The organism is Kosakonia sp. HypNH10 (assembly GCF_029850615.1).
Classification (GTDB): domain Bacteria; phylum Pseudomonadota; class Gammaproteobacteria; order Enterobacterales; family Enterobacteriaceae; genus Kosakonia; species Kosakonia cowanii.
Genome location: NZ_JAOTIU010000004.1, coordinates 463,914 through 489,697, shown reverse-complemented (window position 1 = coordinate 489,697; position 25,784 = coordinate 463,914). Strand labels below are relative to the sequence as shown.

The window sequence follows — 25,784 nt, the reverse complement described above, 5'->3', positions numbered from 1 at the left end:
TTACCTTTTAACCTACCGGGGCACAACGGCTGTAAGGCTTGAACTGCCAGTTAACTAATATTATATGCGTATGCACAACTATATGATAAATATGGTAAAATATGGGCTCTTAATAGTAATATTGCTGATTCTGAATTTCCTGCGGCTGATAATAAAAGAGGTTGTTGAATTTTATGGAAATCAAAAATATTGAAACCGCTGATTGTCGTGTGCAAAGTACATCTATAATCGCTAATAAGTTTATAATAAAATTCGAATCAATTTATGATATTTTAATAAAGCAATTCATTGAAAATGTTGATCTTGTTATTTATGACTGGTCCAGTTTTGAAGCAAAACTTTATATTGCCAATGCACCAAGGGAGTCATTTGTAGAAGTAAACCTGACCCCCGATAAGATGGAGTTTTTTGATTTTATCCAGGGAATTGAAGCTTATGAAGATTATTTATTACTGCAAGGATTTAGCAGGGAATCTGGTAACTGGTTAGAGTACTGCTTCAAGAGTGGAAAATTTTATTTTCAAACGGCCTGCTGATACCTCTCATTCGTATCATTAGATAAAATGTCAGCCAAACGAAATCAGTAAAAAATTAATATTAACTGTGTGGTTTGAATAAGTTCCTCAATGGTGATTAGTACACTCCTATACCCATTAATGATAATCAGCGCTGAGAAAGCATTCCTACGAACAGGCGCTTTTTGGGTAACAGACCGTCAGCATTCTTCAAGAGAACGAAGCCGGGTTGCAGTTCCGCAAGCATGTTAGCCCAGATGCTACTTTATGCATCTGGCACAGGGGATCTCGGGGCATGAAAGTGGTGGAAGTGAAGCTGTAATCCGTAGAAGTCATATGTGGGGAGACCAGCCTGTCGCGCTGGCCCCGAAGGGGTGAGCCGCTTGCGGCGAATAATCGAACGAAGTTCGATGGAGAGTCCGGTCGCAGAAAAGCAAAAACCCAGCCATAGGCTGGGTTCTTTAAATAGTGGTGCCCGGACTCGGACTAACGCCGAAGGCGTTGAACAGCGCGCTTGCCGCGCTGGCCCCGAAGGGGTGAGCCGCTGACGGCGAATAATCGAACGGAGTTCGATGGAGAGTCCGGTTGCAGAAAAGCAAAAACCCGCCTTTTGGGCGGGTTCTTTAAATAGTGGTGCCCGGACTCGGAATCGAACCAAGGACACGGGGATTTTCAATCCCCTGCTCTACCGACTGAGCTATCCGGGCAACGGGCGGCATTAAACCGTAATCGCCCGTGGGCGTCAACCAAATTTCCCGAAATCCCTTTCAGTTGCTCAACTTTGCGGCAAAGCGCGCAAAACCGCGCCGAAAATCGGGGGCTGCACAAATCTTCCAGACTTTTACATTACGGTGATGAATGCTACTTTTCGATAGTATACGGAGGCGAAATGTCTAAAGACTGGCTTGAGCTGCGACAGCATGCGGATACGGGGATTGAGACCATCCGCGCCCATTTTGAAGGGCATGCGTACGACCCGCACTGGCATGACAGCTATCTGGTGGGCATTACGCTGTCTGGCACTCAGCAGTTTCACTGCCGTCGCGAGCGGCACCATAGCCGACCAGGCGACGCCTTTTTACTCGAGCCGGGCGAGATCCACGATGGCGACGCGCCGGTAGAGGGCGGCTTTACCTATCTCACCTTTTACCTCGACGATCGCTGGCTCAACACCACGCTGCGCGGCTTGTATGACGCCGTGCCCTCCAGCTATGCGCTGCACTTTTCCCACACTATTGCGCGCGAACCGCGGCTGATTCGCACCATTGCGCAAACCTTCTCTGCGCTGCACAGCGACGAGATGCGCATTGTCCAGCAGGGGACGATGGATGCGCTGCTTGGCGAGCTGACGCACCACTGCCAGTGGCGTAAACGCATCCCGACGCAGATCCAGAGCGTGGCGATTGCCCACCGCGCGCGGGATTATCTTCATGCGCATATCGGCGACAATATTGGCTTAACGGACCTGGCGCGCGAAACCGGCACCGATCGCTTTACGCTGACGCGCTATTTTAAGCGCGAGTTCGGTTTAAGCCCACACGCCTGGCTTGTTCAGTTGCGCCTGACCACCGCGCGTGCGCAGCTGGCGCGGGGCGATCTGCCCGCGGATGTTGCTGCCGCCGTGGGATTTGCCGATCAGAGCCATCTTGGGCGCTGGTTCCAGCGCGCTTATCGTCTCTCTCCGGCGCACTACCGCAGGCTCTGCACAAACCTTCCAGACGATGACATAAAATAACGCGACATTGACAGGCTGATACCTAAGGAGCCTGACAATGACCCTGATCTCAACCTTCCTACCGTTTTTACTCTTTGCCTTTGTCGCGTCGATCACTCCTGGCCCGACCAATATTTTGATCCTCGCCAGCAGCCAGCGCTTTGGCGTCAAAGCCACGCTGCCTGCGGTGGTGAGCGCCTGCGTTGCCGCCAGCGTGATTGTCTTTATCTCCGGTGCAGGCGCAGGGCAGATATTGCAGGAACATGTCCTGGTGAGAACGGTGATGAGTTGGGCGGGCGTGGCGTGGTTAAGCTGGATGAGCTGGCAGCTGTTTCGTGCGCCGGCCACCGATCTGCACGGCGAGGCGCAGCAGCCGTTCACTGCGCGCGCGGCGGCGATACTGCAACTGATCAACCCGAAAACCTGGATGATGGCCTTAGCGGTGGTGAGCCTGTTTGCCCCACACAGCGGTCATCCGCTGCGCGAGGTCTCGGTGATGGCGCTGCTCTTTTTCATCATCTCGGTGGTGAGCCTGTTCGGCTGGGCGCTGTTGGGCAAAGCCGTTAACCGGCTCTTTCGTACCCCGGCCTCGCTCATCACCTTCCAGCGCGTGATGGCGCTGGGTCTGTTTATCTCCGCGTGGGCGGGGCTACTAAGCGCTTAGGTCAGCGCGCCGCCCTTGCGGCAGCGGGCAAAGCGCAGAATATCTTCTGCCAGCCGCTGGGCGGTGTCGACATCCGCCTGGCTGCGGTTGACCAGCATACGGCTAAGACACCCTTCCAGGATCAGCTCCATCTGCTTCGCCACCATCGCCGCATCGTCCACTTCCAGCTCGTTCAGCAGCTTGTGAGAGAAGTTATACGCTTCAAGCTTCTGCTGATCCGCCAGCTGGTGAATCGGGTGATCCGGGGCGGGGAAGAAGGCGCAGGCGGCGATAAACAGGCAGCCCGGATAGCGGTTGTTGCTCACGCACTCGGTCAGCGCGGCGTAACGCGCCAGCAGTTTTTGTTCATGGTTAAGGCTCTCATCCAGCAGCAGCTGGCGGCGCCAGGTATCGATCTGCTGGCTTAAATAGCGCAGCGCATCATAGAGCAGCGCCTCTTTATCGGGCCAGAAACGGCGGAACTCCTCCAGCGGATAGTCGACGCGCTCGGCAACCATTTCAAGAGTGGTGTCCGCAATGCCTCTTAATTCAAGCAGTTGCAATGTCTGGCTTAAAACGTCTTCGCGTTGCACAGTGGTCTCCTCCGTTACTGCGTCAAACTTCCCCACCAAGTGTTGTTTACGGGGCGCGTTTGCGCAAATGGTCGGCAAAGGCGTCGGCAGGCATAAACCCGGTCACCCGGGCCGCTGGCTGCTCTCGCCCTTGCGCGTCAAAAAAGAGCAGGGTCGGCAACCCCAGCACATTCAGATGGCGCAGCAGCGCGGCATCCTGTGCGTCATTAGCCGTCACGTTGGCCTGTAATAACAGCGTGTTTTTCAGCGCCGCCTGTACCTTTGGGTCGCTGAAGGTGTACTTCTCAAACTCTTTACAGGCCACGCACCAGTCAGCATAGAGATCTAACATGACAGGCCGACCGTTGGCCTGCGCCAGCGCCCGGTTGAGATCGTCGACGGTTTTCACCGACGTAAAGGCCAAAGGCGCTGCGGTATGCGCCGCTGGCGCACCGAAGGCCCAGTCCTGCAACGGACGAGCGCAAACCAACGCCGCGCCGAGCAGAGCGATTTGCAGCACCCGCATGATGGGGCGCGTGGCGTTGAGGCTGGTGATAAAGGCCCAGCCGAAGAAGGCGACGCCAAGCAATGACCAGAGCCGCAGCCCCCAGGCTTCACCCAGCACGCGCTCAAGCAGAAAGACCGGCAGGGCGAGGATCACAAAGCCAAAGGCGGTTTTGACCTGCTCCATCCACGGCCCGCTTTTCGGCAGCAGGCGGTTGCCGAATACCGTCACAAGGATCAGCGGCAGGCCCATGCCGAGGGCATAAAGGTAGAGCGTGCCGCCGCCGAGCCACAGGTTTCCGCTCTGAGCGATATAGAGCAGGATGGCGCTGAGCGGCGCGGTAGTGCAGGGCGAGCAGATAAGCCCTGCAATCGCCCCCATGGCAAACACGCCGCCAACGGAGCCGCCCTGCTGGCGGTTGCTCCATAGCGTTAAGCGGGTTTGCAGCGCGGAAGGCAGTTGCAGGTTAAAGAGGCCGAACATCGACAGCGCCAGCAGGCTAAACAGCAGCGACAAGCCGATAAGCACGTAGGGGTGTTGCAGCGCGGCCTGGAACGACAGCCCGGCCGCGGCCACCACCAGCCCCAGCGCGGTGTAGGTCAGCGCCATCCCCTGCACATAAATAAAGGCCAGTAGCAGCGCGCGCGGCGTGGCAAGGCGCTGTTTGCCGCCGAGCACAATGCCGGAGATCAGCGGGTACATCGGCAATACGCAGGGGGTGAAAGCGATGCCGATACCGATCAGCAGTGCCCAGAGGGCGGAGAAGGGCAGCGGGCGCTCGGGCGCGGTTTCCGTTGCCGGTGCGGCTTTTGGCGCGACCACCGGCGCGGCGGCGACCTCCATCAGCGGCACCACTTTGGTCTCCGGCGGGTAGCAGAAACCGGCATCGGCACAGCCTTGATAAGTGACGGTGAGCGTCGCGCCTTTCCCGGCCTGCGCGATGCTTAGCGGCAGGTTCAGCTTCTGGCGATAGATCTCGGTTTTGCCGTAGAACTCATCTTCATGCATCTCGCCCTTCGGCAGTTCGAGCGCGCCGATCTGCGCCTGCGCAGGCGTGACGCGGATCTGCTGGCGGTAGAGGTAGTAACCCTCTTTCAGCTGCCAGTTGAGCGTCAGGTCATGTTGATGCTGTTGAAAATCAAAGGTGAAAGCCTGGTCAGCAGGCACAAAGTCAGAGCGGCCGGGCGCGTCGAACAGCCCGGCGAAAGCGGATGTGCTGCATAACAGCAGGATCAGCGTAAGGATGCGTTGAGCCATGTGAGGTAGTCGTGCTCTCCGTGAGAAACCGGCAGCGCCAGCAGTTCAGGGGTTTGATAAGGGTGATGCGATTTCAGGCAGGCGAAGAGATCGTCCAGATGCGCGACGTCGGTTTTCAGCAGCAGCTGCACTTCATACTCCTGCTCCAGCTTGCCTTCCCAGTAGTAGAGCGAGGTCGCTCCGGGCAGGATCGTCACGCAGGCGGCGAGTTTTTCCGCCAGCGCTTTGGCCGCCAGATCCTGGGCGGTGGCTTCATCCGGGGCGGTGCAGAGTACAACAACGGCGTCGGGCGTGTTCATTCTCAACCTCCTGAAAGCGAAAGCAGGGACTATAGCATGCGACGCGGGAAGATCGGGCCGCCGGGCAGCCCGATTTATAGACTTTTACAACAAGATAGTGCCGAAGATAAAGCCGAGCACCACGCAGAGCGCAATGGCGATCACGCCGGGGATCAGGAAGGGGTGGTTGAAGACGAATTTGCCGATGCGCGTTGAACCGGTGTCATCCATCTCGACCGCCGCCAGCAGCGTCGGGTAGGTCGGCAGCACAAACAGCGCCGAAACGGCGGCAAATGAAGCCACGGCGGTCAACGGGGAGACGCCAAGCAGCAGCGCGGCGGGCATCAGCGCTTTGGTGGTCGCCGCCTGCGAATAGAGCAGGGTAGCAGCGAAGAAGAGCACCACCGCCAGCAGCCACGGGTAGCTATGCAGCAGATCGCCTGCCACCATCTGGATATCTTCAATATGGTGTTTGACGAAGGTATCGCCGAGCCACGCGACGCCGAGCACGCAGATACAGGCGCTCATGCCGGATTTAAAGGTGCCAGCGTTGAGGATCTCGCCGGTATCGACTTTGCAGCTCAGGCAGATAAGCGTAGCGATAGTCAGCATAAACACCACAATCGCTTCGTTACGCGGCAGCACCGGGTTATTGATCAGCCCAACCGTCGGGCTGATGGCGGTGGCGTACAGCATGACGGCGATAATACCGACCAGAAAGAGCATCACCGAGCGTTTGGCGTGGGGCTTCAGGGCGAACACCTGCTCGCCGCGCAGCTTCACTTCCCCTTTCGCCAGCCGCTCCTGGTAGACCGGATCGTCCTTCAGCTCGCAGCCGAGGAAGTTACAGACAATGGCGGTCAGCATCACGGCAATCAGCGTGACGGGAATACAGATCGCCAGCAGCGTCAGGTAGCTGACGCCCAGCGGCTCAAGGATACCGGCAAAGAAGACCACCGCCGCAGAGATGGGCGAGGCGGTAATAGCGATTTGTGACGCCACCACGGCGATAGAGAGCGGGCGCGACGGGCGGATGCCCTGCTCTTTTGCCACTTCGGTAATTACCGGTAGCGTGGAGAAAGCTGTGTGGCCGGTACCCGCCAGAATGGTCATAAACCAGGTGACCAGCGGGGCGAGAAAGGTGATGTACTTCGGATGGCGGCGCAGCATGCGCTCGGCGAGGCTGACCAGGTAATCCATTCCGCCCGCCACCTGCATGGCGGCAATCGCAGCGATGACCGCCATGATGATCTCGATGACGTCAAACGGGATGGCGCCGGGCTTAATTTGAAAGAAGAGCGTCAGCACCAGCACCCCGAGGCCACCGGCAAAGCCAATGCCGATCCCCCCGAGCTTGGCGCCAAGGTAGATGGCAAGTAAGACGAGGACAAGCTCTGCAGCAAACATAGTGGGCTTCCTTGTTTTCCAAGTGATATGAAATTGTTATTGGTAAGTAACCACCCAAAAGAAAAAGGCACGTCGCGGAGGACGTGCCTTTCATATTTTTTAACCTGGGGGGAGGTTACTGTTCGCTTTCATCGGTATAGCGTTTCGCTTTATAGGCCGGGTGCATCAGGTTCTGGGCAGAGAAGATATCATCCAGCTCCGTTTCCGTCAGCAATCCGCGCTCGAGTACCACTTCACGCACGCTCTTCCCGGTTTCGGCGCAGATCTTGCCGACGATATCGCCATTGTGGTGGCCGATAAACGGGTTGAGGTAGGTGACGATACCGATGGAGTTATAGACGTAGCTTTCACACACCTCTTTGTTGGCGGTGATGCCGTTAATGCATTTTTCCAGCAGGTTGTAGCAGGCGTTGGTCAGGATGTGGATCGACTCGAACATCGCCTGGCCAATCACCGGCTCCATCACGTTCAGCTGCAGCTGACCCGCTTCGGAAGCCATGGTGACGGTGATGTCGTTACCGATCACTTTAAAGCAGACCTGGTTTACCACTTCCGGCACAACCGGGTTCACTTTGGCCGGCATGATAGAGGAGCCCGCCTGCAATTCCGGCAGGTTAATCTCGTTCAGCCCGGCGCGCGGCCCGGAGGAGAGCAGGCGCAGGTCGTTACAGATTTTCGACAGTTTTACCGCCAGGCGTTTCAGCGAGCTGTGCACCATTACATAGGCACCGCAGTCGGAGGTCGCTTCGATCAGATCTTCTGCGGCAACTACCGGCAGGTTGCTCACTTCCGCCAGCTTCTGCACGGCGAGTTGCTGGTAGCCATCCGGCGTGTTGAGGCGGGTACCGATAGCCGTTGCGCCGAGGTTCACTTCGAGCAGCAGTTCCGCGGTACGCAGCAGGTTTTTGGTCTCTTCATTCAGCAGCACGTTAAAGGCATGGAACTCCTGGCCGAGGGTCATCGGCACCGCATCCTGCAGCTGGGTACGGCCCATTTTCAGGATATCTTTGAACTCCACCGCTTTGTTTTCAAAGCCTTCGCCAAGCTGTTTGATGGCGTCGATCAGTTTGACCACCGAGGTGTAGACCGCGATGCGGAACCCGGTCGGGTAGGCATCGTTGGTAGACTGGCATTTGTTGACATGATCGTTCGGGTTGAGGAACTGATACTCCCCTTTCTGGTGGCCCATCAGCTCAAGGCCGATGTTCGCCAGCACCTCGTTGGTGTTCATGTTCACAGACGTGCCCGCGCCGCCCTGATAGACGTCAACCGGGAACTGATCCATGCATTTGCCGTTGTTCAGCACCTCATCACATGCGGCAACAATAGCGTTAGCAATACTTTTAGGGATGGTTTGCAGCTCTTTGTTCGCCAGCGCTGCGGCTTTCTTTACCATCACCATGCCACGAACAAACTCAGGGATGTCGCTGATCTTGTTGTTGCTGATATAAAAGTTTTCAATCGCTCTCAGAGTATGCACGCCGTAGTAGGCATCCGCTGGCACTTCCCTGGTACCTAACAAGTCTTCTTCGATACGAATGTTGTTTAACATGTGAACCTTCTTTTGCAAGCTACGAATGAATACACCAATCACACAATATTTATGTGGTTATGTGTCTTTTTCGACCGACGATTATTCCCTCAATCGGCCAGAAGAGTGAAATTATATGCTGGCGCGGGCGAATTGCCGTAATCGGGATCACTTATTATCTTACTGGACCCATCATAATTACCAATATGTGAAATAAGTCACCGCTGCGTAACAAACAAAACTTTACACCGCTAGGGAAATTGAATTTTTCAGCTTTGCCACCATCTCATCTCTATGCGAATTCGCAGACTCATTTTAGCAACGGTGAGATGACCGTTGCTCGTTCACAGGAGAAGCCAGTGCGCTGGATACCGTTTATTGCTTTTTTCTTATACGTTTACATCGAAATTTCGATCTTCATCCAGGTGGCTCACGTCTTTGGCGTGCTGATGACCCTTATCCTGGTGCTCTTCACCTCGGTTATCGGCATGTCGCTGGTGCGCAACCAGGGCTTTAAAAACCTGATGGCGATGCAGCAGAAGATGGCGGCGGGTGAAAGCCCGGCGGCCGAGATGATCAAGAGCGTGTCGCTGGTGATCGCTGGCTTGTTGCTGCTGCTGCCCGGTTTCTTTACCGACTTCCTCGGCCTGCTGCTGCTGGTGCCGCCGGTGCAGAAGCTGATCACCCTCAAGCTGATGCCGCATCTGCGCTTTTCACGCGGGCCTGGCGCGGGCGCCGGGTTTGGCGGTGGCGACACCTTTGAAGGCGAATATCAGCGTAAAGATGACCCCAACAACCGTCTGGATCATAAAGACGATCGTTAAGCTCCGCTGCCCGGCCTTGCCGGGCATTTTTTTATTCCGGCAGCGAACGAACCGTTGTCGTGCGCCGCTTCGGTAAAAAGAGCCACAGCACCGCCAGCATCACCACCGCATACAAACTCTTCCAGCCTGGAATGATCAGCAACAGCAGGCAGAGCACGCTCCCCAACGCCGCCAGCGCCTTATAGCGCCCTTTCAGCAAGCGACATCCCGCCAGCATGCAGAGCAGGTAGATCATGATAAAGATGCCGTTGGCATAGATGATCAGCGTGTCGAGATTGATGTTGAAGGCGTAAATCGCCAGCGTGCAGGCCACGCAGCAGAGAATCACCGCGTTGAGGGCGTTAAGTGGCAACTGGCGCGCCGAGAGTTTTGCCAGCGCGCTGTCGGGTTTGTACGCCGCCTGCGACCACACCAGCCGCGCGAAGCTCTGAATATAGATATTGAGGCTGGCGAAACAGGCGAGATAGCCAATAATGCAGGCCACCCACAGCGCCTGCTTACCAAAGAGATCGACGACAATCACCGGTAGCGAAGCCGCTGCGCCCAGGTGATGCCAGAGATCGAACTTCAGCACCGCCACGGTACAGGCCCAGTAGACGGTGCCCGCCAGCAGCAGGCCAATCATCAGCGCTCGGGGGAAATCCCGCTCCGGGTTTTTAAACTCCGAGGCGAGATGGGCGAACGCCTCCAGCCCGACAAAACACCAGAACATCACCGCTAATGAAGCGGACATCTCAGAGAGGGAAACGTCGCCCAGCGGGGGGAAGGGGATATCGCGCAGCGTAATGCCGCCGCGCCACCAGATGGCGACCAGCAGGGCAACGATCAGCCCGGCGATAATCGATTGCAGGTTGGCGCTGGAGCCGGCCCCGCGCGTACCGATAAGCCAAATCAGCGCCAGCGTCATCAGCTCCGCCATCAGCAGCATCGGCCCCTGCCAGCCAAAGAGCCCCTGCCAGAAACCGGCAGCGATATGCAGGGCCGCAGGCAGCCCAACCGGGATCACCGAGAGAAACAGCCAGCCGGTCACCCGCTGCAAACGCGGGCCAAACGCCATGCCGACAAAGTGGGCGACGCCGCCAGCGCTGGGGAAGTGGCGTCCGAGAATGGCAAAGACAATCGCCACCGGGAAGACCAGCACGATGAGTAATGGCCACGCCCACAGGCTGCTGTTACCGGCGGCCAGTGCCGCCAGCGCCGGAACGGCGAAGACCCCGGTGCCCAGTAACGAGGTAGAGAGTAATCCAACACCCTGCGCCAGCCCCAGCTCTTGTTTTAATCCGCTCATTTTTTCTGTCTGTCTCTTATCGGGAGCGTCGATGGTAGCACAAGCTGTTTTACTTATGGCTCGCCGTTCCCCGCCAGCAAAGGGAGGGGGCAGTCGATTGCATTTTCGAAAATTTTTTTTGTTTTACCCCTTGAAGGGGGAGAGGCCTAACCCCATCTCTCAGGTCACCAGCCGGATAACCGCATGGACCCGGCCTCACCATAACTGATAAAGACTTTCTCAAAGGAGAGCTATCAAATGAGTATTCGTCCGTTACATGATCGTGTGATCGTCAAACGTAAGGAAGTTGAGTCTAAATCTGCTGGCGGTATCGTTCTGACCGGTTCTGCGGCAGGCAAATCAACTCGTGGCGAAATCATCGCTGTCGGTAAGGGCCGCATCCTGGAAAACGGTACTGTTCAGCCGCTGGACGTGAAAGTGGGCGATATCGTGATTTTCAACGATGGTTACGGTGTGAAGGCTGAGAAGATCGACAACGAAGAAGTGCTGATTATGTCCGAAAGCGACATTCTGGCAATTGTTGAAGCGTAACAACGCGCGCGAACGAACCTGAACGAATTTAAGGAATACAGAAAATGGCAGCTAAAGACGTAAAATTCGGTAACGACGCTCGTGTAAAAATGCTGCGCGGCGTAAATGTTCTGGCAGATGCAGTGAAAGTTACCCTCGGTCCTAAAGGCCGTAATGTGGTTCTGGATAAATCTTTCGGTGCACCAACCATCACCAAAGATGGTGTTTCCGTAGCACGTGAAATCGAGCTGGAAGACAAGTTCGAAAACATGGGCGCGCAGATGGTGAAAGAAGTGGCCTCCAAAGCGAACGACGCTGCGGGCGACGGTACCACCACCGCGACCGTTCTGGCACAGTCCATCATCACTGAAGGTCTGAAAGCCGTTGCTGCGGGCATGAACCCGATGGATCTGAAACGCGGTATCGACAAAGCTGTCGCTTCTGCCGTTGAAGAGCTGAAAGCGCTCTCCGTACCGTGCTCTGACTCTAAAGCTATCGCTCAGGTTGGTACCATCTCCGCTAACTCCGACGAAACCGTAGGTAAACTGATCGCTGAAGCGATGGATAAAGTCGGTAAAGAAGGCGTGATCACCGTTGAAGACGGTACCGGTCTGCAGGACGAGCTGGACGTGGTTGAAGGTATGCAGTTCGACCGTGGCTACCTCTCCCCTTACTTCATCAACAAGCCGGAAACTGGCGCAGTAGAACTGGAAAGCCCGTTCATCCTGCTGGCTGATAAAAAAATCTCCAACATCCGCGAAATGCTGCCGGTTCTCGAAGCCGTTGCGAAAGCAGGCAAACCGCTGCTGATCATCGCTGAAGATGTGGAAGGCGAAGCGCTGGCAACTCTGGTAGTTAACACCATGCGCGGCATCGTGAAAGTGGCTGCGGTGAAAGCACCGGGCTTCGGCGACCGTCGTAAAGCAATGCTGCAGGATATCGCAACCCTGACTGCCGGTACCGTTATCTCTGAAGAGATCGGTATGGAGCTGGAAAAAGCGACCCTGGAAGATCTGGGTCAGGCGAAACGCGTTGTGATCAACAAAGACACCACCACCATCATCGATGGCGTGGGTGAAGAGACCGCTATTCAGGGTCGCGTAACGCAGATTCGTCAGCAGATCGAAGAAGCTACTTCCGATTACGACCGTGAAAAACTGCAGGAGCGCGTAGCGAAACTGGCAGGCGGTGTTGCGGTAATCAAAGTTGGCGCTGCGACCGAAGTTGAGATGAAAGAGAAGAAAGCCCGCGTTGAAGATGCGCTGCACGCAACCCGTGCTGCCGTTGAAGAGGGCGTGGTTGCCGGTGGTGGCGTAGCGCTGATCCGCGTAGCCAGCAAACTGGCTGAGCTGAAAGGCCAGAACGAAGACCAGAACGTGGGTATCAAAGTTGCGCTGCGCGCAATGGAAGCTCCGCTGCGTCAGATCGTGCTGAACTGCGGCGAAGAGCCGTCTGTTGTTGCGAACATGGTTAAAGCGGGCGATGGTAACTACGGTTACAACGCAGCGACCGAAGAGTACGGCAACATGATCGATATGGGTATCCTGGATCCGACTAAAGTGACCCGTTCTGCACTGCAGTACGCGGCATCCGTAGCCGGTCTGATGATCACTACCGAGTGCATGGTTACCGATCTGCCGAAAAGCGACGCGCCTGATTTAGGTGCTGCCGGCGGTATGGGTGGCATGGGCGGTATGGGCGGCATGATGTAATTGCTGCCGGACACGTGCCCGAAAAACCGGGCGCGCGTTCAACGAAGAGGAGCGGGCTTCATGCCCGCTCTTTTTTTTTGCCTGCTTTTCAGCCCGCAGGCGAGTTGGCCGGGCAGGCCAACGGGGCTTTATCGCGGGTTGCTTCCTGCTCAACGGCCAAATCGTCTACCAGCGTCATAAATTTGAGTTTGTCACTCGACGCCAGCAACCGGGGCTCCTCCTCGCTCTCCGCTGGCATAAAATCGCACTGGGTGAACGTCACCACGCTTTTGCCAAATTCAGGCAGCGGCGCGCTGAGGGTACGGCTCTGCCACAGGCCAAAGAGCATAAAGGTGCACAGCAAAAACAGCACCAGCAGCGCCAGCGCGCCGTACTGTTTACGCGCAATCATTGGGTCAGGCGCGGCTGGTGCAGCCGCAGGCGCTGGTACTGCCACGTCACGATTTTCCGTGACGGCGATAACAGAGATATCGCGGCTGAATATAAAGCCGGTTTTGGGGATGGTTTTAATCACCTGCGCGCCTAAGCCAAAGTCCGTCATCGTTCTGCGCAGCAGTGAGATGTACTGGTTGAGCGTGTTATTGGTGGAGTGCAAACCATACCGCTCCCAGACCGCCTGAAAGATCGCATCGCGGGTCACGATCTCGCCGCGATGCTCGATAAAAAATAGCAGCAAACGGCTGCCGGCAAGGGTTAAAAACCGTTTTTCATTTTCAGTGCCCGCGCCCCATATCGCGCCATCGGCGGGTCTGAAATAGATTTCCTTATCTATAATAAAGAGCATATTGATACCTTTCATGATGCCGTCGATCATGGAATAAATTAAAAAGAAAAAGTTAGATGCTTCTGTAATAAAGAAATTAATTAATGCTTACTTTAACCTGTTAATTAAATCACTCTATTCAGAATGATGAGACTGCTTAAAAAATGTAACCATATTGTCGATGCTACCTATATTGTCAATAAATAAAGCCGCTTTTTTTCTGTTTTAAGAGACGCATCCCGACAATTTACCAGATAATTCTCAGCGAAGGGGCGGGATTTTGTTATTATTTTTCTTATAATAATTATGCGTTGCGCTGGAAGTGGCTTATATCGCGATAATTTATCTTGTTTGTGTCTAATATTCCGATATAAATAGCTTAAAGCTAAATTGTGAATTTATTATACAACCTTATTAGGTGCGTGTGATGTGTGAGTGGGAATATTCTCACGGCATTCGCACGTTTAAATCCTGATATTTTTTTAATGGTTAAATTTTAAGGGAAAAAATAAAATGAACAATTTAAATGCCATTATATTAAGCAGCGCGTGCGTATTTCTTCTCTCAGCTTGTGCGGGTAATAAAAACAGCCCAAAAGAGAGCGTTTCGGCACTCAGCGCCAGTAACGTCAGCGCGCCACAAGGCGCGGCGGCGGAGCGCAAATCACCCTTTTTCGATGGGATCGTTATTGCATCAACTAACAACTCCTGTATCGACAAATTTAACTTCATTCGCGGCACTGATACGTCAACCTATAAAAATTACTCTGATGATTACTCAAAAATAGGCGAAGGCTACAAGTTTCTGAACATTAATAAAAACATCATGGGTAAAGAGGCGAAAGAGATCTACACCATGCAGCTCGATCTCAAGCTGGATACCCTGTGTGCGAAGGCGCACTACACGAGTTACCAAATCGTTAAAGAAAAGATGCGAAACCTTGCCAGCATCTGACAGAGGCATCGCCAGTTTTTATTTTGAATGCCGTTTTTAAAAACGGCTTTTTCGTCTTTTTTCCTTGATGACTTAATAATGAAAACCAGACAACTTCCCGGCTGGAAGCGTGGTGCCGCGTGGGTAATTATCGCGCTCCAGTTATTCAGCCCACTCTTTTTCTCCTTCACTCCTGCGGCACAGGCAAAAGAATATGCCGATTATCGCAGCATGGATGAAACGATGGCCGGGCTACAGGCGCTAATTAGCGAGCCCAGAATGTTATCCCACACCCTTTCACCGACGGTTGCATCCCAGGCGCAAAATAACCCGCCTTTGCCAACGCTCGATATGCAGGCGGAGGAGGCAGTTGAACCTGCCGCAGCCGATGCGTGGCTGGCACCGAAAGTCGCGCAGACCGGTCAATTACTGATGTCGGAAGATGTCGGGAAAGCGTCTGCTGATTTCGCTCGCAGCGTAGGGGGCGGGTTGATTAACCAGCAGCTTCAGGACTGGGTGGGGCAAAAAGGCACGGTGAATGCCACGCTGGATAGCGACGGCAACATTGGCGGCGATGTGCTTTTACCCCTGCATGATACCGAGGATCAACTGCTATTCGGTCAACTGGGGCTGCGTAAAAATGATGAACGCAACATTACCAATATTGGTCTCGGCTATCGCCAGCAGATCGATGCCTGGATGTACGGCGTCAACACCTTCTATGACTACGACTACACGGGCAAAAACGCCCGTTTAGGGATGGGTGGCGAAGCGTGGGGGAATTTCCTGAAGCTGTCGGCGAACGCCTATCACCGTCTTACCGACTGGCACCCCTCGACGATTGAAAAGATGAAAGATTACGACGAACGCCCGGCGAACGGATTTGATCTTCGTCTTGATGGCTGGTTGCCATCGCAACCCCAGTGGGGCGGCTCGGTAAAGTATGAGCGCTACTTAGGCAAAAATATCGCGCTGACCAGCAGCGGAGATCTGAAAAACGATCCCTGGGCGTTAACGTTGGGGCTGAACTACTCGCCCTTTCCGCTGTTAACGCTCTCCGGAGAGCGCTCATTTGGAGACACCCGTGACACCCGCTTTGATCTGTCGATGAACTATCGCCTCGGCGTGCCGCTGTGGCGTCAGCTCGATGCCGATAATCTGGATATCCAGCGTAGCCTGATGGGAAGCAGATATGCATTGGTGGATCGTAACTACAACATTGTGATGCAGTACCGAAAGCAGCTGTTGGTGGCGCTTTCCATTCCGCAGCACTATACGGTTGAGGCGGGTTCGACGCTCTCTATTCCTGTGACGGTGGCAAAAGCGAAATATGGGCTGAAGCGTATTGAATGGCAGGCATCGGCGAATTTCAGCGTCAATGGTGGCAGCTTCAGCCAACCGTCAATGACGGCGCTGGAGGTGCAGGTTCCGGCGTATGCTCCCAGCCACAGCCGGGCAGCCAGTGCATCGCAGGATTATGTTTTAACCGCCATCGGCGTAGATGAAAAAGGCAATCGCTCTGAGCCGGTGACAACCACTCTCCACGTGATGCGCTCAAGTGTTGTGGTGGATCAGCTCACGCTCACCCCTGACGCGGCGCAGATCGCTGATAATCAGCACGCCTTCACGGTGAAAGCCAGAATTGTGAACCGTGACAGGCAGCCGCTTGTTGGACAGCGCGTGGCATTTCGCGTGTCACAACTGACTGACAGTAACAATGTGCCGGCGGCGACCCTCTTTACCGATCATGCCTCTGATAAAGAGTGGCTGGAGGTCGACACCAATAACCAGGGGATCGCAGCGGTACAACTGCGAAGCCGGGTGGTCGGCAATGGTGTGTTGACCGCCGCTTTGCGTAACGGTAATGAGCGTAGCGCGCGAGTCGAGTTTATTGCCGATGTCGCGTCAGCGCGGCTCACCGAGCTTACCGTGCTCGCTGATAACGCGGTGGCAAACGGCGTGCAAACCAACAAACTTCGCGCCACGGTCACCGACCGCTACGGCAACCCGCTGGCCAGTTACCCTGTGATGTTTTCGGCAGACAACGGTGCCACGCTGGTGGAAGGCAGCCCGGTGCTGACGGATGCGCAAGGGCAGGTGATGCTGTCGCTGACCCATACTCGCGCGGGGATATCCACCGTCACGGCGAATGCTAACAATCTCTCACTCAGTAAAACGGTGACCTTTGAGGTTGACCGCGCAACGGCGCACTTTGTGCAGAGCAGCGTGGCGCAAAATGCCCTCGCCAATGGCAACGACATCAACATGATGCAGGTTAGAGTGGCGGATGCGCTCGGCAACCCGATTCCCGGCATGGCGATCCAGTTTGTGCCCGATAGCCCGGTGAAAGTCTCCCCAGCGCAGGCTGTTACGGACGCGCAAGGGGAAGCGCAAACGGCGTTAACCAGCCGCAGGGCGGGGAGCTTTAATGCCGCTGCGAATCTGGTGGGCACTTCCCATTCGGCGAGGTTGACCACGACTTTTCTCCCGGATGGCAACTCCGCGCAGCTGCCGGATGAAAATTTAGCGATCTCGCCCGATGGCGCAGCGGCTAACGGCAGGGATACAAACGGTGTGACCGCGACGGTGGTGGATGCCTATGACAACCCGCTCTCCGGTGTGGCGGTCAGATTCAGCGTCAGTTCTGGGGCAACGCTGGCGGCGAGTGCCGGTCTTACTGGCGCAGATGGCAAAGTGAGCACGACGGTGGTGAGCAGTACCGCCGGAGTTTATACGGTGAATGCTACGGTAAACGGCTCAACTATCAGCAAGTCTACTCTCTTCGTAGCTGACACCGCGACGGCGCGTATCGACGACGCCCATCTGCTGGTTGATACCAATAACGCGGTGGCGGATGGCAATGCCATGAATAACCTCACTGCTATTGTGAAAGATGCCAGCGGGAACATCCTGAGCGGCATGCTGGTGAAATTTACCGTCAGCTCCGGGGCGGCACTGACCACGGCCCAGGGGGTAAGCGATGACGATGGCAAAGTGAGTACCAGCGTCACCAGCCTGCGCGCAGGCAGCTACACCGTGACGGCCAGCGTAGGCACCACTTACGCCAGCAAGCCGGTTAACTTCACGGGTGATGTCACAACGGCGGCTATCGCCAGCGTTGTGCTGGATGGCCCGGCGATAGAGAAAGATGCCAACGGCACCGACAGCTTTGACTTCAGGGCAACGGTTAAGGATGCGAACGGCAACGCCATCGGCGGGGTAACGGTTAACTGGGCGCAGGATAAAGGGTCAGATGTCACTATCACCAGCCAGAGTGTAACCGACAGCGCCGGTGTCGCCGTGGGGACGCTGCTCAGTACGCGCGCAGAGGCGATAAACGTCCAGGTCGCCGCGTCGCTCAGTAACGCGAACCATGTCAATGCCAACAAGAAGGTAAGTTTCACCCTACCGCCAGTGCTGGTGCATGGCACCACCATAAACGCCGTTACCGGCAGCGCGATTTCGGGTGTCACGGTGAAGATCTTCCGTTCGCAGGGCGATGCACAACCGCTTCACACCATAGTGTCGGACAGTAGCGGTAAATACTCCCTGACGCTTAAACAAGGAGATTACTTTGTGGAGGCGAGTCTGGCGGGCTATATCACGCTGGAAACGGACTTAGTGGCGAGTCTGCTGGGCGTCACTGATTACACAAAAAACTTTGTGCTCTCCCCGCTGCTTAACGGTAAGGCGGCGCGTATGGTGTTGACCTGGGACGCCAGGCCGAAAGATCTCGATTCACACCTGTTTGTGCCGGTAGGTAACAGTACTGCTCATGTCCAGTACTCCTCCCGTAAGCCAGCAGGAGCAGATGCGGAACTGGATGTGGATAATACGCAGGGCTATGGCCCGGAAACGATTACCATCAACCGAATGCATCCTGGAAATTACTGCTACGCGGTTTACCGTTATTCGACCGATCATAACGATATAAGCGGTGCGAAAGTGAAGCTCTATCTTGCTGATGGTCGCTCCTATGACTGGGAGTCTGTTAATGCCAACGGGTATCTCAATGACCGAGTCTGGGCGATTGTGAAGTTCGTTGTCGCCCAGGACGGAACCGTCGATGTTGTGCCGATCAATAAGCTTTTCTCTGGCAGTAACATAAATCGTTGCTAATGCTGCACTTAAGCCCCGGCCATCACGGCGGGGCTTCACTGATTTATCTGACCTGCGATGGCGGCGTTTTTCTTTTAGTCATCTTTTTAGTATAAGGTTTAGACACGGACGAACCGCGTCCAGCTCATTGATTACGGGGAATAACATGTCGGTAAAATATTTGGCGGGAATGGTTGGCGCAGCGTTTCTGTTGGCGGGTTGCAGCAGCAGTAATGATCTCACCGCAGGCGGCCAGAACGTGCGTTTTGTGGAAGATAAACCGGCTGCACAGTGCCAGTATCTCGGCACCGCCAGCGGCAAGCAGAGCAACTGGCTCTCTGGCCAGCACGGCGAAGAGGGCGGCTCAATGCGCGGCGCGGCAAATGCCCTGCGCAACCAGGCTGCCGCTATGGGCGGTAATGTGCTTTACAACGTAAGCAGCCCGACGCAGGGCGTGCTGTCGAGCTTTGTGCCGACCGCCAGCGAAATGAACGCTCAGGTTTACAAGTGCCCTAACTGATTTTTCCCTTCTGCCCGTCAGTGATGGCGGGCGCGCTGAAAGAACTGATATTTTTCCCATCGCTGTTATTTATTCTCTGCTTGTAAATAAGACGATTATAATTTTCCTGCTAATTAAATTTCTCCTCTCTGAATATTAAGTTTTCTTAAGCTTGATGCTTTTTTTAATTATATTTCCATGAATTCGATCTTTTTTTAAAAAAGAGGATATATCGAGATAAAGTAATAATTTTCGCTGCCGATATTCACTTCAGGACGAAACGCGAGGGAGTGTGAAAAAACAATACTATTTCTTGCATGAAGTGTCGGGAGTTACCAATGAATATTACAAAGAGATTGTTACTCGCTTTCTCATTACTGATTTTAAGCCTTATCGGCACAAACCTGATTGCGATATTTTCTTTATCGAAACTGGGTGAGTCGCAAACGAACTTTAAAGAAAATACCTTACCCAGCCTGGACATGATGAATAAAGAGATGCTGAAAGTGCTGACGATTCGCGGCCAGCTCTTCGTTCACGGTCTGACTGAAGAACCCGCCGGAATGGCGGAAATCAAACAGAACGCATTAAAGTTGTATGACGACGTTTACGCCATGCACCAGGGTTACATTAAAGATCTGGTTTCCGATCAACACGATCAGGAGATGTCGAATAAAACGCTGAGCGATTTAGAAAAGTTTCGCGCAGTGATGGATCAATTTTTTAAAGTCTCAGAGAGTAATGATCGGGCTGCCATTATTCAGGCTATGCGTAAAGGCGGGCCGGTTGCTGACAGTATTGCCGTATTAATTAACGACTTTACCGATCAGGTCGCCTATAACAGCAATTTGGTCAATAACGCGGTGTCTGCTAACTCCAGCCTGATTAACCGCTCAATGGTTTTATCGATTAGCGCCACGCTGGTCGCGACACTGATTCTCGGTCTGTTTGGTCTCTTTACCGTGCTTAACATCAAGCGTCGCCTTAACGATATGCGCGATGGCATGGAAAATATCAGCGAGAAACTGGATCTGAGCCAGGCGCTGACAACCGGGCGTATGGATGAGATTGGTCGTGCGGTCGCCGCGTTTAACCTGCTGGTCGAGCGTGTCTCTGAATCGCTGAAGATGGTGCGCGCCGCTTCTAGCTCGGTGAATACGGCAGCGAACGAGATTGCGTTAGGCAATAACGAACTCTCAGCACGTACTGAACAGCAGTCGGCGGCAGTGGTTGAAACGGCCGCCAGCATGGAAGAGCTTAGCTCGACGGTGAAACAGAACGCCGAGAACGCCCATCAGGCGAGCCAGCTGGCGATTACCGCTTCCGACACCGCTGCACAGGGCGGCACCGTAGTCAGCGTGGCAGTTAACCGCATGAAAGACATTATGGAGAGCTCAAAACGCATCTCTGAAATCACCTCGGTGATTAACGGCATCGCTTTCCAGACCAACATCCTCGCACTGAACGCGGCGGTAGAAGCGGCAAGAGCAGGGGATCAGGGCCGCGGCTTTGCGGTGGTGGCAGGCGAAGTTCGCTCGCTCGCTCAGCGCAGCGCGCAGGCAGCCAAAGAGATTGAAACGCTGATCAGCGAATCGGTGAACTATGTGCAGGAGGGTTCCCGTCAGGTGGATCTGGCTGGCGAAACCATGAGCGGTATCGTTAACTCCGTCATGCAGGTGAAGGATTTGATGCAGGAGATCGCCGCTGCCTCTGATGAGCAGAACCGTGGCATCGGTCAGATTGCGCAGGCGATGTCTGAAATGGATACCACTACCCAGCAGAACGCCTCGCTGGTACAGGAGTCCTCGGCGGCAGCGGGTAGCCTTGAAGAGCAGGCCACGAAACTGCAGCAGCTGGTGGATGTGTTCCGTTTACCGGGCCAGCAGCCGACTCGCACCAGCGCCAGCTCCGTGAAAGCACCCGTACAGCGTGCGCGTCTGGCACCTGCCGGCGGCAGCGATGAGGGCTGGGAGACATTTTAAAGTTCCGACACGCGCTTGTTTCCCGTGCAAGCGCTTTTTCACGGTCGCGTTGCGTATTTCGCGACCGTGCTTTTTTTTACTGTTGACGCAGTTGTAGATCCAGCGGCGTTTTACTCGGCTCACCGCCAATCTCCCGCGCCAGCTTCGGCACCATATACCCCGACACCAGCGTCAGTAACTCCCGCATAATCTCCCGCGCCGTTTCGTCGCTCACCATAAAGTGCGCCGCGCCCTCTACCCGATCCAGCACATGCAGATAGTAAGGCAGCACGCCCGCATCAAATAAGGCGTTGCTGAGATCCGCCAGCGTCTGCGCATTGTCATTCACGCCGCGCAGCAGCACGCTCTGGTTGAGCAGCGTGACGCCCGCCTGGCGCAGCTGCACCATCGCCGCGCGGAAATCGTCGCCAATCTCCTGCGCGTGGTTGATATGGTTCACCAGCAAAATTTGCAGCGAGGAGCGGGCGAAGCGGGCAACCAGCGTGTCGGTGATACGCGCCGGGATCACAATCGGCAGGCGGCTATGAATACGCAGGCGCTTAAGGTGTGGAATGGCTTCCAGCTGGGCGATTAGCCACTCAAGCTCGTGATCTTTGGCCATCAACGGATCGCCGCCGGAAAAAATGATCTCATCCAGCTCCGGGTGCGCGGCGATATAGTCCAGCGCGCCCTGCCAGTTCCGCTTGTTGCCCTGGTTATCGGCATACGGGAAGTGGCGACGGAAACAGTAGCGACAATTTACCGCACAGCCGCCCTTGACCAGCAGCAGCGCGCGGTTACGGTATTTGTGCAGCAGCCCCGGCACCACGCTGCTCTGCTCATCGAGCGGATCGGTGCTGTAACCCGGCGCGGAGATAAACTCTTCGCTGGTGGTAAGTACCTGACGCAAAAGCGGATCGTTAACATCGCCCTTGCGCATGCGCGCGACAAATGCACGCGGCACCCGCAGCGGGAAAAGCCGCTTTGCTTCGCGTCCTCGCAGCAGCGCTTCATCAGGTTCTATATTTAAAATATGTAGCAGTTCATCGGGATCGGTGATTACATCGGCAAGTTGCAATAACCAATCTTCTCTGGAAGGGGATTTTAGGGTTACAATGTGTGCCATTTTTTTGGCTAAGCTACCAGTTAACAATTTCAGAGGGCCTTATGGCGACTTACTATAGCAACGATTTTCGTGCCGGTCTTAAAATCATGATGGACGGCGAACCGTACGCGGTTGAGGCCAGCGAATTCGTGAAACCGGGCAAAGGCCAGGCGTTCGCACGCGTTAAACTGCGTCGTCTGCTGACCGGTACCCGCGTTGAGAAAACCTTCAAGTCTACCGACTCGGCTGAAGGCGCGGACGTTGTGGATATGAACCTGACTTACCTCTACAACGACGGTGAGTTCTGGCACTTCATGAACAACGAAACCTTTGAACAGCTCTCTGCTGATAAAAAAGCGATTGGCGACAGCGAAAAATGGCTGCTGGATCAGGCCGAGTGCATCGTGACTCTGTGGAACGGCCAGCCGATCTCCGTCACGCCGCCGAACTTCGTTGAACTGGAAATCGTTGATACCGATCCGGGTCTGAAAGGTGATACCGCAGGTACCGGCGGCAAACCGGCTACCCTGAGCACCGGCGCTGTGGTTAAAGTGCCGCTGTTCGTACAGGTTGGCGAAGTGATCAAAGTTGATACCCGCTCCGGCGAATATGTATCTCGCGTGAAGTAATGCGCGCAACCGCGGCGTAGCGCTCTGCTGCGTCGCGGGTTCGTTGAGGCCCGGATAATGCAACGTCTCGCAAAACTCCTCTCACTGCTGCTTATCAGCTGCGCACTGCTCGCAGGCTGCAATACCGCGCGCGGTATCGGCGAAGATGTGCAGACGCTTGGTCATATCATTTCGCACGCCGCCAGTTAATAACTTCCTCTCGTCTTAAAAATCCGCTTTTTTCCCGTCGCTTTTCGGGAATTTGTCTATGCTTAAGTGGCTATACACAAACGATATTGACAATAAAAGGAAGATATTATGGTTAAGAAGACATTTGTTGCGATCTTTTCTGTACTGGTTCTTTCATCCGTGCTGACGGCGTGTAATACCACCCGTGGCGTCGGCGAAGATATCTCCGATGGCGGTAGCGCAATTTCTGGCGCTGCGACCAAAGCACAACAGTGATGACTGCCGGTACGGCCTGTGCCGTACCGTTAGTTTGCCTCTGGTAGTGACAAAAACGGCGTAAAGCGGTTTCCCATCCCCAATTTCATACGAATGTTTCTTTTGTAGGTATAAACGGTTTTCCCGTTGATCCGCATGTTTGCTGCGATTGCCGCGTTATCTCTGCCTTCCATCCACAGGGTTAATACTTTCTCTTCCTGACGCGTTAATAGCGGCGTCACGACTCGCCGTGACTGCCTGACCGGGCGCGCCTGCATCATGTTATCAATGGCCTGTGCCACTTTTTCCAGCGGATCCGTCTTTTGCAAGATCGCCGCGATGGGGAACTGCGCACAAAATGCCGACAGCTGGGTGTCGTGACCCGACTCCAGCAGCATCACCTGGCAGGATGTGCCGCACACCGAGAAGAGCGAAGCAAGCTGTTGAATATGATGAATTTCATCTTTAAAACCGTGTAAATCAATAATCACCAAATCCGGCTGCCATTGAACAATATGCTCTTTCGCCAGCATCAAGTTATGCAGAGCGGTGACAATAAAAGAGGCAGGAAATAAATCAATTTGATTGAGCCAGGTTTCCATCCCTGAGCGGGTGAAGTAACAGCGATCAATCACAAGCATTTTGAACATATTTTTCTTCGCAGTCAGAGGAGGGCGCACGGCTTCCTGTACCCAGGAAAGCGATTCATCATATTCGCTGGATATGATGAATAAATGCCTGAATTCCGCTGCGAAGAGGGGCTATTTCTTGCTTTAACTTCCTGAAACTGAATGGGGGTTTGTGGGGTTGAAATCCGCCGGCAAAGAGGAGAAAATCTGACCTTCTTCACCTGGCTGGCGGGACGACCCGACAGCGTCACTTTTAATTCGGGGACGGCCCCGTACTGGAGCCAACCATGTCCTGGTTTATTCTCGTCATCGCCGGTCTTCTTGAAGTCGTCTGGGCTATCGGCCTGAAATATACCCACGGTTTTACCCGCATCACTCCCAGCATTATTACCGTCGTGGCGATGCTTATTAGCGTCGTACTGCTCTCATGGGCAATGAAAACCCTGCCGGTCGGAACCGCTTATGCGGTCTGGACCGGCATTGGCGCCGTTGGCGCGGCGATCGCCGGGATTGTATTACTCGGCGAGTCCGCAAGCCTGGCGCGTATCGTTAGCCTCTGTCTGATTGTGGCCGGAATTATTGGCTTAAAAATCAGCGCCCATTAATGGGGCTGATCGACCCAGATTAGCTTGTTCACTTCGAAGCCCTGGCGGGTCGCTTCTGCCAGCATCTTCTCTTTCACGTCGGCCGAAATGGTCGGCGTGCGGGAAAGGATCCACAGGTAGTCGCGATCCGGGCCGCAAATCAGCGCATGGCGATACTCTTTATCCAGCGAGATGATGTTGTAGCCGCCATAGAACGGGCCAAAGAATGAGACCTTCAGCGATGCGGTGCGTGGGTCGCCGGTAAAGTAGGCTTTCCCGACGGACTCCTGCCATTTGCCGCGATCCGGGTTATAACCCCGGTTGATAACGGTTAAGCCGCCATCGTCGCGCAGGCTGTAGGTCGCAGTGACGCGCTCCAGACCGCTCTCAAAGCGGTGATCGAAGCGGGCAATTTCGTACCATTTCCCTAAGTAGCGTTGCGTATCAAAATTCTGCACTACGGTGACGCCTTTTGGCGGCGTTGGCGTGCTGCAGGCCGTGACTAAAAAGGCAGCGGTGACCGCTGCGAAGATAGGCAGTAAACGCATGGTATTCTCCCTCCTGGCTTTTACGTAAGTGTAGAAGATGGCGGGAAATTTGCTCTCCTGCACGTGCAGGAGAGCGACAGGATTTACAGGAAAATCACGCCGACTAACGCAACGACACTAATAATCGCCGCGAGGCCGTAGAAAATCCATTTCCCCTGGGGCAGGTGCACTTTCAAATCATGCATCATGTGGTGGATGCGGTGCAGACCGCACCAGACCGGCAGCGCAATCATTAAGAAGAGAAAGGCGCGGCCAATAAAGCTATGGGCAAAGGCGATAACGCGCTCGTAGTTCAGCGCCTCGCCGGGGAAGAGACCGAGCGGCAGCAGCAGGCCGACCAGCAGGATCATCACCGGCGCGAAGATGGCGCTCCACATACCGCCTGCGCCAAACAGCCCCCAGAACATCGGTTCGTCAGAACGTTTTGGATTTGGGTTAATCATCATCAATTCCTCACCAGAACAGGGCGATAAACAGCACAACCACCGTGACCACGGCAGCCACCACCCATAGCCCTTTTACCACCGGCTCTGGCCCCATTTTTTCGCCCTTCACAATGATAAGCGACGCTTTCGGTGCCAGATCGAACCAGGTTTTGGTATGCAGTAGCGCCGCTGCCAGCGCGATCAGGTTGAGCAGCAGCACAACCGGGTTTTGCAGGAAAGCGACAAAGCCCATCCAGCTCTCCGGCCCGTTTTTCAGCGCGAAAAGTCCATACAGCAACTCAAGGCTGAACCAGACCGCCGGGATCGCCGTCCCTTCGCGCAGCATATAGAAGCGATAAAACGGCAGGGTTTTCCACCAGCTTGACGGCATGGGGCGAACCCAGGCCTTACGTTTAGTCGTCATCATGCAC

At 54.8% G+C, this 25,784-nt stretch carries 26 protein-coding genes and 1 tRNA gene; 14 read left to right on the top strand and 13 right to left on the bottom strand.

The window, feature by feature from the left end:
• Positions 1 to 173: 173 nt before the first annotated feature.
• The gene (locus N7V53_RS14675) at positions 174 to 536 is read left to right on the top strand and encodes a hypothetical protein (RefSeq protein ID WP_279793791.1); all 363 of its coding nucleotides are present in this window, start codon (positions 174 to 176) and stop codon (positions 534 to 536) included.
• Positions 537 to 1,146: 610 nt separating this feature from the next.
• Here the strand turns inward: N7V53_RS14675 and N7V53_RS14670 are convergent.
• Positions 1,147 to 1,222 (bottom strand) — tRNA-Phe (locus N7V53_RS14670).
• 182 nt (positions 1,223 to 1,404) lie between these two features.
• Here N7V53_RS14670 and N7V53_RS14665 point away from each other — a divergent pair.
• On the top strand, positions 1,405 to 2,250 hold the full coding sequence (locus N7V53_RS14665) for an AraC family transcriptional regulator (RefSeq protein WP_279793790.1): 846 nt from the start codon (positions 1,405 to 1,407) through the stop codon (positions 2,248 to 2,250).
• 37 nt (positions 2,251 to 2,287) lie between these two features.
• Positions 2,288 to 2,893 (top strand): LysE family translocator, encoded by a 606-nt coding sequence (locus N7V53_RS14660; RefSeq protein ID WP_279793789.1) that lies wholly within the window; start codon positions 2,288 to 2,290, stop codon positions 2,891 to 2,893.
• Here the strand turns inward: N7V53_RS14660 and N7V53_RS14655 are convergent.
• From N7V53_RS14655 to aspA, 5 genes are all read right to left on the bottom strand, one after another.
• Complete coding sequence (locus tag N7V53_RS14655) at positions 2,890 to 3,465, bottom strand: transcriptional regulator (RefSeq protein WP_023478395.1); 576 nt, start codon at positions 3,463 to 3,465, stop codon at positions 2,890 to 2,892. The genes N7V53_RS14660 and N7V53_RS14655 overlap by 4 nt on opposite strands.
• Positions 3,466 to 3,511: 46 nt before the next feature.
• Positions 3,512 to 5,206: a protein-disulfide reductase DsbD gene (locus N7V53_RS14650; RefSeq protein WP_279793788.1), complete on the bottom strand. Its 1,695-nt coding sequence runs from the start codon at positions 5,204 to 5,206 to the stop codon at positions 3,512 to 3,514.
• Complete coding sequence (gene cutA / locus N7V53_RS14645; protein WP_023478491.1) at positions 5,182 to 5,505, bottom strand: divalent cation tolerance protein CutA; 324 nt, start codon at positions 5,503 to 5,505, stop codon at positions 5,182 to 5,184. Before cutA ends, N7V53_RS14650 begins: the two co-directional genes overlap by 25 nt.
• An 84-nt stretch (positions 5,506 to 5,589) precedes the next feature.
• The gene (locus N7V53_RS14640) at positions 5,590 to 6,891 is read right to left on the bottom strand and encodes an anaerobic C4-dicarboxylate transporter (RefSeq protein WP_279793787.1); all 1,302 of its coding nucleotides are present in this window, start codon (positions 6,889 to 6,891) and stop codon (positions 5,590 to 5,592) included.
• A 115-nt stretch (positions 6,892 to 7,006) separates the two neighbouring features.
• Complete coding sequence (gene aspA / locus N7V53_RS14635) at positions 7,007 to 8,443, bottom strand: aspartate ammonia-lyase (RefSeq protein ID WP_023478344.1); 1,437 nt, start codon at positions 8,441 to 8,443, stop codon at positions 7,007 to 7,009.
• Between the two features lie 338 nt (positions 8,444 to 8,781).
• On the opposite strand from aspA, the gene N7V53_RS14630 reads away from it, so the two are divergent.
• Positions 8,782 to 9,246, top strand: a complete 465-nt coding sequence (locus tag N7V53_RS14630; protein WP_042718491.1) for an FxsA family protein — start codon at positions 8,782 to 8,784, stop codon at positions 9,244 to 9,246.
• Between the two features lie 31 nt (positions 9,247 to 9,277).
• Here the strand turns inward: N7V53_RS14630 and yjeH are convergent, their stop codons facing one another.
• Positions 9,278 to 10,534 carry an L-methionine/branched-chain amino acid transporter gene (gene yjeH, locus N7V53_RS14625; protein ID WP_279793786.1) on the bottom strand — a complete coding sequence of 419 codons (1,257 nt, stop codon included), beginning with the start codon at positions 10,532 to 10,534 and terminating at the stop codon, positions 9,278 to 9,280.
• A 237-nt stretch (positions 10,535 to 10,771) separates the two neighbouring features.
• Here yjeH and N7V53_RS14620 point away from each other — a divergent pair, with 237 nt between their 5' ends.
• Both N7V53_RS14620 and groL read left to right on the top strand, forming a co-directional pair.
• On the top strand, positions 10,772 to 11,065 hold the full coding sequence (locus N7V53_RS14620) for a co-chaperone GroES (protein WP_007372708.1): 294 nt from the start codon (positions 10,772 to 10,774) through the stop codon (positions 11,063 to 11,065).
• 44 nt (positions 11,066 to 11,109) lie between these two features.
• Positions 11,110 to 12,756: a chaperonin GroEL gene (gene groL, locus N7V53_RS14615; RefSeq protein ID WP_023478547.1), complete on the top strand. Its 1,647-nt coding sequence runs from the start codon at positions 11,110 to 11,112 to the stop codon at positions 12,754 to 12,756.
• 88 nt (positions 12,757 to 12,844) lie between these two features.
• Here groL and N7V53_RS14610 read toward each other — a convergent pair whose 3' ends face one another.
• Complete coding sequence (locus N7V53_RS14610; protein WP_161629330.1) at positions 12,845 to 13,540, bottom strand: winged helix-turn-helix domain-containing protein; 696 nt, start codon at positions 13,538 to 13,540, stop codon at positions 12,845 to 12,847.
• Between the two features lie 492 nt (positions 13,541 to 14,032).
• Here N7V53_RS14610 and N7V53_RS14605 point away from each other — a divergent pair, with 492 nt between their 5' ends.
• The 4 genes from N7V53_RS14605 (at position 14,033) to N7V53_RS14590 (ending at position 21,031) form a co-directional block, all read left to right on the top strand.
• Positions 14,033 to 14,473, top strand: a complete 441-nt coding sequence (locus N7V53_RS14605; protein ID WP_279793785.1) for a hypothetical protein — start codon at positions 14,033 to 14,035, stop codon at positions 14,471 to 14,473.
• Positions 14,474 to 14,551: 78 nt separating this feature from the next.
• On the top strand, positions 14,552 to 18,571 hold the full coding sequence (locus N7V53_RS14600; protein WP_279793784.1) for an Ig-like domain-containing protein: 4,020 nt from the start codon (positions 14,552 to 14,554) through the stop codon (positions 18,569 to 18,571).
• A 145-nt stretch (positions 18,572 to 18,716) separates the two neighbouring features.
• Complete coding sequence (locus tag N7V53_RS14595) at positions 18,717 to 19,070, top strand: DUF4156 domain-containing protein (RefSeq protein WP_023478338.1); 354 nt, start codon at positions 18,717 to 18,719, stop codon at positions 19,068 to 19,070.
• Between the two features lie 296 nt (positions 19,071 to 19,366).
• On the top strand, positions 19,367 to 21,031 hold the full coding sequence (locus N7V53_RS14590; RefSeq protein WP_347882217.1) for a methyl-accepting chemotaxis protein: 1,665 nt from the start codon (positions 19,367 to 19,369) through the stop codon (positions 21,029 to 21,031).
• Between the two features lie 76 nt (positions 21,032 to 21,107).
• On the opposite strand, the gene epmB is transcribed toward N7V53_RS14590, so the two are convergent.
• Positions 21,108 to 22,136: an EF-P beta-lysylation protein EpmB gene (gene epmB / locus N7V53_RS14585; protein WP_279793782.1), complete on the bottom strand. Its 1,029-nt coding sequence runs from the start codon at positions 22,134 to 22,136 to the stop codon at positions 21,108 to 21,110.
• Between the two features lie 41 nt (positions 22,137 to 22,177).
• Between epmB and efp the strand changes: the two genes are divergently transcribed.
• The 3 genes from efp to ecnB all read left to right on the top strand — a co-directional run bounded on the left by efp (position 22,178) and on the right by ecnB (position 23,188).
• Entirely contained in the window at positions 22,178 to 22,744 is a 567-nt protein-coding gene (gene efp / locus N7V53_RS14580) for an elongation factor P (protein ID WP_023478480.1), read from the top strand.
• Positions 22,745 to 22,801: 57 nt separating this feature from the next.
• A complete protein-coding gene (locus N7V53_RS14575; RefSeq protein ID WP_034811937.1) occupies positions 22,802 to 22,933 on the top strand; it encodes an entericidin A/B family lipoprotein in 132 nt (43 codons plus the stop codon).
• A gap of 108 nt (positions 22,934 to 23,041) precedes the next feature.
• Entirely contained in the window at positions 23,042 to 23,188 is a 147-nt protein-coding gene (gene ecnB / locus N7V53_RS14570) for a lipoprotein toxin entericidin B (RefSeq protein WP_023478333.1), read from the top strand.
• Between the two features lie 29 nt (positions 23,189 to 23,217).
• Here the strand turns inward: ecnB and N7V53_RS14565 are convergent, their stop codons facing one another.
• Complete coding sequence (locus N7V53_RS14565) at positions 23,218 to 23,817, bottom strand: LuxR C-terminal-related transcriptional regulator (protein WP_279793869.1); 600 nt, start codon at positions 23,815 to 23,817, stop codon at positions 23,218 to 23,220.
• A gap of 266 nt (positions 23,818 to 24,083) precedes the next feature.
• On the opposite strand from N7V53_RS14565, the gene sugE reads away from it, so the two are divergent.
• The gene (sugE, locus tag N7V53_RS14560; RefSeq protein ID WP_023478475.1) at positions 24,084 to 24,401 is read left to right on the top strand and encodes a quaternary ammonium compound efflux SMR transporter SugE; all 318 of its coding nucleotides are present in this window, start codon (positions 24,084 to 24,086) and stop codon (positions 24,399 to 24,401) included.
• On the opposite strand, the gene N7V53_RS14555 is transcribed toward sugE, so the two are convergent.
• The 3 genes from N7V53_RS14555 to frdC form a co-directional block, all read right to left on the bottom strand.
• Complete coding sequence (locus tag N7V53_RS14555) at positions 24,398 to 24,928, bottom strand: lipocalin family protein (protein ID WP_279793781.1); 531 nt, start codon at positions 24,926 to 24,928, stop codon at positions 24,398 to 24,400. The genes sugE and N7V53_RS14555 overlap by 4 nt on opposite strands.
• An 83-nt stretch (positions 24,929 to 25,011) precedes the next feature.
• Positions 25,012 to 25,371 (bottom strand): fumarate reductase subunit FrdD, encoded by a 360-nt coding sequence (frdD, locus tag N7V53_RS14550; RefSeq protein ID WP_279793868.1) that lies wholly within the window; start codon positions 25,369 to 25,371, stop codon positions 25,012 to 25,014.
• A 10-nt stretch (positions 25,372 to 25,381) separates the two neighbouring features.
• The gene (gene frdC, locus N7V53_RS14545) at positions 25,382 to 25,777 is read right to left on the bottom strand and encodes a fumarate reductase subunit FrdC (RefSeq protein WP_054803044.1); all 396 of its coding nucleotides are present in this window, start codon (positions 25,775 to 25,777) and stop codon (positions 25,382 to 25,384) included.
• Positions 25,778 to 25,784: the final 7 nt, after the last annotated feature.